Source organism: Campylobacter sp. BCW_6460, assembly GCF_001762705.1.
GTDB classification, from domain to species: Bacteria; Campylobacterota; Campylobacteria; order Campylobacterales; family Campylobacteraceae; genus Campylobacter_D; species Campylobacter_D jejuni.
Genome location: NZ_MJXI01000021.1, coordinates 36,570 through 46,335, shown reverse-complemented (window position 1 = coordinate 46,335; position 9,766 = coordinate 36,570). Strand labels below are relative to the sequence as shown.

The window sequence follows — 9,766 nt, the reverse complement described above, 5'->3', positions numbered from 1 at the left end:
ATCGTGGGTGATGATACTACGCCTTACTGGCAGGGGGAAAGTAGCTCATTGCGGACTTGTTAAATGTCTTCATTACTTACTTTATATATAAATCCTATGTTTATTTTTATTGTTGTTTTAGATGATGCTTAGAATTGTGTTTAAAAAAGAGTTTGTTGCTGTTTAGGGTTTTTAAGAGAATAGGGTGTTTTTAGGAGTTTGGAAGGTAATAGAGGATAAAAATTTAAAATTTTCTAAGTTAAAATTACGTAAAATATATTAGCAATATTTTTGAAAAGATGTCGAAAATTTGAAGGCATCAAAATGGATTTTATAAAATTTCTTAATCATTTTCAACCCATATCTAAATCTTCTCAGCAAGCTAGTGTATATAAATCTTTTAAGTTGAATTTAAAACCAAAGATTCTTAATGAAAAAGACGAAAATTCCTCTTCATTTCAAGATCAAAAAACAGATGTAGCTCAAACTATGCTTCAAAGATTAGAAGATGAAAAAGTTTTCAATCAAAAGGTAAGTGATAAAGTGAAAAAAGCTGAAAGAGGTATGACTACTATATATTTTAGAGATCCTATTACAAATAAACTCGTTCGTAGTGCTTTAAGTTCAACAGCCATCAATAAAATGGGGATTGAATTTGACAAAGAAGATATGACTAAAAGACTTGATGGATCATATATATTAAGTGGAAAAGCTGAAAATTTCGTGGCTGGATGGTATGCTGATATAGCATATACTAGAGCTTATGTAGCTAGCGATAGAAATAATGATGGATATTTAGAAGATTATGAGCTTGAAGATACGAAAAGTGGTTTTGTAGCACAGGAAACAAATTTAGGACTTTTTGTGCAATCTTATACACAATTAAATGGTAGCGTGGATACTCTATTTGGTTTTGAAAAAGATTTTAGAGAAATGCGTCCAGATGATACTAAAGATACAGATTATGCTGGTAGAACTATAGGTTTAGAGCTTGATAAAATGATAAGACAAGATGGAGATTTTAATGGAGAGCTTAGTTTTAGCGAAACTGGCATGCAAGTAGTAAAAACCAAAGCTCCAAATTCTGGATGGACTGAAAGCGTAGGTATGTTAACTTTAACTAAATTTAATCAAACTAATACAATAGAAATTAAAGATATCTTGGATAAATTAGGTAAAGGTGTAAAATATGATGATTTAAGTGAAGATGAAAAATCTTTACTTAAAATGCAATTATCTGATAAAATTTTTGATGAAGTTGAAAATAAAGAAACTGGGGGTAAAAAACTTGTTTTTAATCCGGATAAATTTAAAATTTTCTATGAAGGTTTTGTGGATTTATTCAAACAAAGAAGTGCAAAAATGCTAGGTTTAAAACCTGAAGATGCAACTAAACTTAATTATGACAATCTTGGTGAAATTGTCAACGAAATGAAGCAAACTTATTTTGATACAAATTCTACAAGTTATGGAAAAATATCTGATTTGATTAAAATTTGGGCTTAGTTTTTATAATTATCTTATAAAGTGTATTGTTATTTTTATTTTGATATATTGTATTCTTATAAAAAAGTAACTAATAAAAGTTTAGTCATATAGACTAAATAAAATTAAGTATATTTTTTTATATTTATACTTGACAAAATAACACTCAATGTTGTATAATACTTCTAGCAATCAAAAAATAGAGTGCTAAAAATTTAAGGAAAGAGCTATGAAAAGCCGAGATAAAAAGGATTTGATTTTAGATTCCATCATCCAAACTTATCTTTTAGATAATGCTCCTATTGGTTCAAATGAATTGAATTTAAATCTTTGTATTCCTGCTTCAACTATACGCGTCTATCTTAAAAGGCTTAGCGACGAGGGGTTGATCACTCAGCTTCATATAAGTAGTGGTAGAATTCCTACTATTTTGACAATGCAAAATTATTGGCAAAGTTTTTGGAAAAAAGAACAAGATCAAGATATCAATATCAAAAGTGAGAATTTTTTAAAAGAGTTGAGCAAAGAATTTGAAATTTACTGTCTTGTTTATGGTGGAAGAAGTTTAGTGCTTAAAGAAGTGCTTGATCTAAATGCTAAGTTTATAGTGCTTGATTTTAAAGAAGAAGAGCTAGTTTTAAAATATGAAAAAGAAGCATGGAATTTTTTACAAAGTCTTATAGGATTAGATCTTTTTAGCATAGAAAGAATAGCTTTGAGAGTTCATTTTATGGATCTTGTAGAAAAAATAGCTAGCTTAAGACAAAATTTGATTTGCTATAGAAGTAATGAAGAAAGAGCTTATCAAATTTATCAAAATGATGAATTTGTTAAGCTCTTAGATTGTGGAGTTCATCGTTATTTTAAAGAAAGTCTTGAATTTGAACCTTTATTTAAAGAAGGTTTTATGGGGCTTAAGGTGGATGCGCAGTTTTTGGGTGAAGATGTAAATATTATCTTAGCAGGTAGTGTTTATACGGATTATAAAAAAATATTACAATACATAAAGGAGGCGGCGTGAGCGAGCAAAAGCAAGAATTTGAAAACGAAAACGCAGAAAATTCTGAACATTTACAAGATGAGAATTTGCAAAATATCGAAGATGTTGAGCAAAACAAATTGCAAAAAGACTATGATGAATTAAAAGACAAATATATGCGTGCAAACGCTGAATTTGAAAATATTAAAAAAAGAATGGAAAAAGAAAAGCTAAGCGCTATGGCTTATGCAAATGAAAGTTTTGCAAAGGATTTGCTTGATGTTTTAGATGCTTTAGAAGCAGCTATCAATGTCGAATGCCATGATGAAATTAGCTTAAAAATCAAAGAAGGAGTGCAAAATACTTTAGATTTGTTTCTTAAAAAACTTGAAAGGCATGGAGTGGCTCTTATCAAAGAAGAAAAAGAGTTCGATCCAAATTTACATGAGGCAATGTTTCATGTAGATAGTGAAAATCATCAAAGTGGTGAAGTGGTTACCGTGCTTCAAAAAGGCTATAAAATAGCCGATCGCGTAATCCGCCCAACTAAAGTTAGTGTAGCAAAATAAATTTTAATAAAAAGGATAAAAAATGAGTAAAGTTATAGGTATAGATTTAGGAACAACCAATTCTTGTGTTGCTGTGTATGAACGCGGTGAGAGTAAAGTAATCCCAAACAAAGAAGGTAAAAATACAACTCCTTCTGTGGTAGCTTTTACAGATAAAGGCGAGGTTTTAGTAGGAGATAGTGCAAAACGCCAAGCGGTGACTAACCCTGAAAAAACTATTTATTCTATTAAAAGAATTATGGGTTTGATGATCAATGAAGACGCGGCTAAAGAAGCTAAAAACAGACTTCCTTATCATATCACTGAAAGAAATGGCGCTTGTGCGATCGAGATCGCAGGTAAAATTTATACTCCGCAAGAAATTTCAGCAAAAGTTTTAATGAAACTAAAAGAAGATGCTGAGGCTTTCTTAGGCGAGAGTGTTGTAGATGCTGTTATTACTGTACCTGCATATTTTAACGATGCGCAAAGAAAAGCGACAAAAGAAGCAGGAACGATAGCAGGACTTAATGTATTAAGAATTATCAATGAGCCTACTTCAGCAGCTCTAGCTTATGGACTTGATAAAAAAGATAGTGAAAAAATTGTGGTTTATGATCTAGGTGGGGGAACTTTTGACGTTACCGTGCTTGAAACTGGCGATAATGTAGTAGAAGTTTTAGCAACAGGTGGTAATGCTTTCTTAGGGGGTGATGATTTTGATAATAAACTTATAGATTTTCTAGCTAATGAATTTAAAGATGAAACAGGCATAGATCTTAAAAATGATGTTATGGCTTTACAACGCTTGAAAGAAGCAGCAGAAAACGCTAAAAAAGAATTAAGTTCAGCTAATGAAACTGAAATTAATTTACCATTTATCACAGCAGATGCAAGTGGGCCAAAACATTTGGTTAAAAAACTCACTAGAGCTAAATTTGAAGGTATGATTGATTCTTTAGTGGCTGAAACCATCACTAAAATCAATGAAGTAGTAAGTGACGCAGGTCTTAAAAAAGATGAGATCAAAGAAATCGTTATGGTAGGAGGCTCTACTCGTGTTCCTTTAGTGCAAGAAGAAGTGAAAAAAGCCTTTAATAAAGATCTTAACAAGTCTGTAAATCCTGATGAAGTTGTGGCTATTGGTGCGGCGATTCAAGGTGCGGTTATAAAAGGCGATGTTAAAGATGTGCTTTTACTTGATGTTACTCCGCTCTCTTTGGGTATAGAAACTCTAGGCGGGGTAATGACTAAGATTATCGAAAAAGGTACAACTATCCCAACTAAAAAAGAGCAAGTTTTCTCAACCGCTGAGGATAATCAAAGTGCTGTAACTATCAATGTTTTACAAGGGGAAAGAGAATTTAGTCGTGATAATAAATCTTTAGGAAATTTCAATCTTGAAGGAATTCCACCAGCACCACGCGGTATGCCACAAATCGAAGTTACTTTTGATATTGATGCAAATGGTATTTTAACTGTTAGCGCAAAAGATAAAGCAACAGGTAAGGCTCAAGAGATCAAAATCACAGGTTCAAGCGGACTTAGCGAAGAAGAAATTAACAACATGGTAAAAGATGCTGAACTTCACAAAGAAGAAGATAAAAAACGCAAAGAAGCTGTAGATGCTAGAAATGCAGCTGATAGCTTGGCACATCAAGTAGAAAAATCTTTAAGTGAGTTGGGTGAAAAAGTTGCCACTGCTGATAAAGAAAACATCCAAAAAGCTCTTGATGATTTGCGCGAGACTTTGAAAAATCAAAATGCAAGCAAAGAAGAGATTGAAAGCAAAATGAAAGCTTTAAGCGAAGTTTCTCATAAATTAGCTGAAAACATGTATAAAAAAGATGAGCCAAATGCAGCGAACGATAAAAAGAAAAAAGATGACGATGTAATCGACGCTGAAGTTGAGTAATCCTAAAATCTTCATTCAAGCCTTGTTAAAAGGCTTGAACTCAATTCTATTTTATCTTATTTAATTTTTAAAAATTTTTTAGTAGTGATTTTATATAATATATTATTAATAAAAACATAAGGAACGCATCATGGAACAAAGCCAATTCCAACCCATTATCAACTTCATATGGAGTGTGGCAGATGATTTGCTTCGTGATGTTTATATGAAGGGTAAATACCGCGATGTTATCTTACCCATGACAATCATAAGAAGAATTGATGCGGTTTTAGAGCCTACAAAAGATAAAGTTCTAAAACCTACAATACCTATAAAGATGAATTTGAAAATTTAGAATCTTTGCTAGGTGGAAAACAAGGGAATAATCTAGGCTTTTTTAATTATTCTCGATTTAATCTACAAACCCTTCTAAACGATCCAAAAAACATAAGAATAAATTTTGAAAATTATTTGGATTGTTTTAGTGAAAATATCAAAGATATCATTTTAAAATTTAAATTCAAAAACCAACTTGACACCTTAGAAGAATCAAACATACTTTTTGGAGTGATAGAAAGATTTTGCTCGCCTAAGGTAAATTTCGGTATAGAAGATATTTTAGATGAAAAAGGTAATGTTATCCATAAAGGCTTGAGTAATCTTGGCATGGGGTATGTTTTTGAAGAGCTTATCCGTAAATTTAACGAAGAAAATAATGAAGAAGCCGGAGAGCACTTTACCCCAAGAGAGATTATAGAGCTTATGACTCATCTTGTATTTTTGCCTGTAAAAGAGCAGATCAAACAAGGAACATGGCTTATTTATGATAATGCTTGTGGAAGTGGTGGTATGCTAACAGAATCAAAAGAATTTATCACAGATCCTGAAGGACTTATACAGTCAAAGGCAAATATTTATCTTTACGGACAAGAAATCAACCCTGAAACTTATGCTATATGTAAAGCAGATATGCTGATAAAAGGCGAAGATCCAGATCATATAAAATTTGGTTCTACCTTAAGCAATGATCAACAAAACTTACAATTTGATTTCATGCTTAGCAATCCACCTTATGGTAAGTCTTGGGAAAATGATCAAAAAATTCTAGGCGTAGAAAAGAAAGGCTCAAATTCAACTTGCAATGACTCAAGATTTAGCGTAGGTATCACGAGCAAAAGCGATGGGCAAATGATGTTTTTGCTCAATACGCTTAGCAAGATGAAAACAGATACCCCTTTGGGTTCTCGTATCGCAAGCGTGCATAATGGAAGCTCACTTTTTAACTCAGATAGCGGTATGGTAGCTATAAGAAAGCATATCATAGAAAACGACTATCTTGAAGCTATAGTCGCCCTACCTACTAATATGTTTTATAACACCGGCATTCCCACTTTTATATGGATCATCACCAACAAAAAGTCAGAACACAAAAAAGACAAAGTCCAGCTTATAAACGCTACAAATGAAGAATATTTTTCAAAAATGAAAAAGTCTTTAGGCTCTAAACAAAATGAAATGACTAAAGAACATATAAAAAAATCACTAAATTATTTTTAGAAAATGCAAGCAACAAAGATTGCAAGATTTTGGATAATGAAGACTTTGGCTATACTAAAATCATCATAGAAAAACCAAAAAGCATAGAATTTCTAAAAGATGATGAAAAATTTGCAAAACTAAAAGACAAAGATAAAATCTTAGAAAAATTACAAGAATTAGAACAAAATCCACAAGACTTTAAAAACAGAGAAGAATTTATCAAATTTTTAGGTGTAAAGCTTAAAAAAGCGAAGAAAATCTCATCATCGATAGTGACAAAACCAACAATACTGAAAAAATTCCACTCAAAACAGACATACAAAACTACTATGACACAGAAGTAAAGCCTTATGTAGCAAACTCTTGGATAGCGTGGGAGAGTGCAAGTGTGGGCTATGAAATACTTTTTAATAAATACTTTTATACCTACACACCACCAAGAAAGCTAGAAGAGATAAATAACGAATTAGAAAAGCTAGAAAAAGAAGTGCAAGATCTTTTAAGAGAGATTATGCAGTGAGAGTTTTTAAAGATAGTGGCATAGAATGGCTTGGAGAAATTCCAGAGCATTGGGAGATAGTTCCTATTAGATATTGTTTTAATGAATTTAATGTAAGATGTAATGATAATAACTATCCATTGTTATCTGTAACTATAGCAAATGGTGTGGTTTATCAAAATGATATAACAAACAAAAAAGATACTTCTAATGATGATAAATCAAGTTACAAAATAGTTCCTATAGGTGCAATAGCTTACAATAAAATGAGAATGTGGCAAGGTGCTGTTGGTATAAATATGCTTGAAAAAGGTATAGTAAGTCCTGCTTATGTTGTAGCTATTCCAAATAAACAAATAAATATTAGTTTTAGTTATTATTTATTAAAATCAAAAAATATGATTAGTGAATATGAAAAATATTCTTACGGACTTTGTTCGGATATGAATAATTTAAGATATGAAGATTTTCAAAATATTAAAATTCCACTTCCGCCCTTAAAAGAGCAAGAGCAAATTGCAAATTTTTTAGATGAAAAATGCGAGCAGATAGCAAATTTCATAGAGAAAAAAGAAAAACTCATTAGCCTTTTAAAAGAGCAAAAACAAGCCTTTATAAATGAAACTATCACAAAAGGACTTGATAAAAATATAAATTTCAAAGATAGCGGTATAGAACATTTAGGGGAGATTCCACAACATTGGAAGATTGTGAAATTAAAATATTTAGGAAGCTTTCAAAATGGAATAAGTATCAATTCTGAAGCATTTGGAGTAGGATATCCTTTTGTTAGTTATGGAGATATTTATAATAATATTTGTATCCCTTATAATATTAAAGGGCTTGTGAATTCTACAGAAATTGATAGAAAAATATATTCTGTAAAACAAGGTGATATCTTTTTTACTAGAACTTCTGAAACTATTGATGAAATAGGTATAAGTTCGGTATGTTTAAAAACTATTGAAAATGCAGTATTTGCAGGTTTCTTGATACGCTTTAGAGCTGATAAAAAAGTTTTAGATAATAATTTTGCAAAGTTTTATTTTAGAAGAAGCTTTAATCAATCCTTTTTTGCAAAAGAAAATGGTTTAGTAACTAGAGCTTCTCTTAGTCAAGAGTTGTTAGGTAGATTATCCGTTGTTATCCCACCCCTAAAAGAACAAGAGCAAATCGCAAAATTTCTAGATTCTGAAATTTCTAAAATAGATGCTATAATAGAAAAAACCAAAAAACAAATAAAACTCATAAAAGAATACAAAACCACACTCATAAACCAAGCCGTTTGTGGTAGGATTAGTTTATAAAAAGGAGAAAACAATGAAGATTATTCAAGTTAAGATAAAAAATTTTAGAAGCTATGCAAATGAAGTTATAGTTGATTTTGAAGATTTAACGGCATTTGTCGGAAAAAATGATATAGGAAAATCTACTATTTTAGAAGCTTTAGATATTTTCTTTGATGGAGGTGTAATCAAAATAGATAAAAACGATATAAATAAAGAATGTGTAAAAAATGGAGATAATGAAATTCAAATATCTGTAGTTTTTGATAATTACCCTAAAAAATTAGTTTTAGATGCATCAAATCTCACCAATTTAGAAGAAGAATATTTATTGAATCAAAACAATAAATTAGAAATTATTAAAAAATACCCAAATGCAGGAAAACCTAAAATTTTCCTCAAAGCATATCATCCAACTAATGAAGAATGTAAAAATTTGCATTCTTTAAAAATTACAGACCTTAAAAAAATTACCAAAGAAAAAAATATAATGTGTGATAATTTAACAAAAAGTGCAGAATTAAGAAAGGCTATTTGGCAACATTACTCTGATAATCTTCAATTGCAGGAAGTGGAAATAGAGCTTAATAAAGAGGAAGCAAAGAGTATTTGGGAGCAATTAGAAAGAAAATTGCCACATTATGCTTTATTTCAAAGCGATAGAACAAATAATGATGGAGATAATGAAATACAAAATCCTTTAAAAAGTGCAGTAGCTCAAATTTTTAAAGACGAAAAAATTTCTGATAAACTTCAAGCTATAGCCGAAGAAGTAATAAATAAACTACAGGAAGTTACAAATTTAACTCTTGAAAAATTAAAAGATATGAATCCAGAAATTGCTAAAACTTTAAATCCTAAAATTCCGACCATAGAGCAACTTAAATGGGCTGATGTGTTTAAAAGTGTATCTATTGCTGGAGATGAAGACATTCCTATTAATAAAAGAGGAAGTGGGGTGAAAAGAATGATACTTTTGAATTTTTTTAGAGCTGAAGCTGAAAGAAAGAAAAATAATAATGAAAAAAGCAATATTATTTATGCCATAGAAGAACCTGAAACTTCACAACACCAATATCATCAAAGATTACTTATAGAAGCATTAGAAAAATTATCCAAAGAGGAAGGAATTCAAATTATTATTACAACTCATAGTCCAAGCATTGTTAAACAACTTCAATTTGAAAATATAAGATTAGTTAAAAACAATAATAATATAAAAGAAATTGTAAAATTGCAAAAACATGTACTTCCTATTCCTTCTCTTAATGAAATCAATTATTTGGCTTTTGATGAAGCAGATGAAGAATATCATAATGAATTGTATGGTTATATTGATTTGCAACAACTTTTAAAAGAATATTTTAAAGATAAGCCGACGCAAAAATATGTAAATAGTAAAACTGAAAAAGAAGAGTATCCTGCAAAAACAAAATATATAAGAGATCAAATACACCATCCTGAAAATACACATAATCCTAAATTTACTTTTGAAGAGTTGCAGCAATCTATTAAAGATATGCGAGATTTTATTCAAGCTAATAAAGGGAGCTAACA

General features: G+C 30.5%; 6 protein-coding genes and 1 pseudogene. All 7 read left to right on the top strand.

The window, feature by feature from the left end:
* Nucleotides 1-303: 303 nt before the first annotated feature.
* The 7 genes and pseudogenes from AJ881_RS04360 to AJ881_RS04330 all read left to right on the top strand — a co-directional run bounded on the left by AJ881_RS04360 (nucleotide 304) and on the right by AJ881_RS04330 (nucleotide 9,764).
* Complete coding sequence (locus AJ881_RS04360) at nucleotides 304-1,485, top strand: hypothetical protein (protein WP_070282592.1); 1,182 nt, start codon at nucleotides 304-306, stop codon at nucleotides 1,483-1,485.
* Nucleotides 1,486-1,693: 208 nt separating this feature from the next.
* Complete coding sequence (locus tag AJ881_RS04355; RefSeq protein ID WP_002880628.1) at nucleotides 1,694-2,485, top strand: HrcA family transcriptional regulator; 792 nt, start codon at nucleotides 1,694-1,696, stop codon at nucleotides 2,483-2,485.
* Complete coding sequence (gene grpE / locus AJ881_RS04350) at nucleotides 2,482-3,012, top strand: nucleotide exchange factor GrpE (RefSeq protein WP_002880629.1); 531 nt, start codon at nucleotides 2,482-2,484, stop codon at nucleotides 3,010-3,012. Before AJ881_RS04355 ends, grpE begins: the two co-directional genes overlap by 4 nt.
* A gap of 22 nt (nucleotides 3,013-3,034) precedes the next feature.
* Nucleotides 3,035-4,906, top strand: coding sequence for a molecular chaperone DnaK (dnaK, locus tag AJ881_RS04345; protein ID WP_002871433.1), 1,872 nt, complete (start codon nucleotides 3,035-3,037; stop codon nucleotides 4,904-4,906).
* 130 nt (nucleotides 4,907-5,036) lie between these two features.
* Nucleotides 5,037-6,944: pseudogene (locus AJ881_RS04340) on the top strand (N-6 DNA methylase).
* Nucleotides 6,941-8,230, top strand: a complete 1,290-nt coding sequence (locus AJ881_RS04335) for a restriction endonuclease subunit S (protein ID WP_070282590.1) — start codon at nucleotides 6,941-6,943, stop codon at nucleotides 8,228-8,230. The pseudogene AJ881_RS04340 and the gene AJ881_RS04335 overlap by 4 nt, the downstream one beginning before the upstream one ends.
* Nucleotides 8,231-8,243: 13 nt before the next feature.
* The gene (locus AJ881_RS04330; protein WP_070285342.1) at nucleotides 8,244-9,764 is read left to right on the top strand and encodes an ATP-binding protein; all 1,521 of its coding nucleotides are present in this window, start codon (nucleotides 8,244-8,246) and stop codon (nucleotides 9,762-9,764) included.
* Nucleotides 9,765-9,766 lie beyond the last annotated feature (2 nt).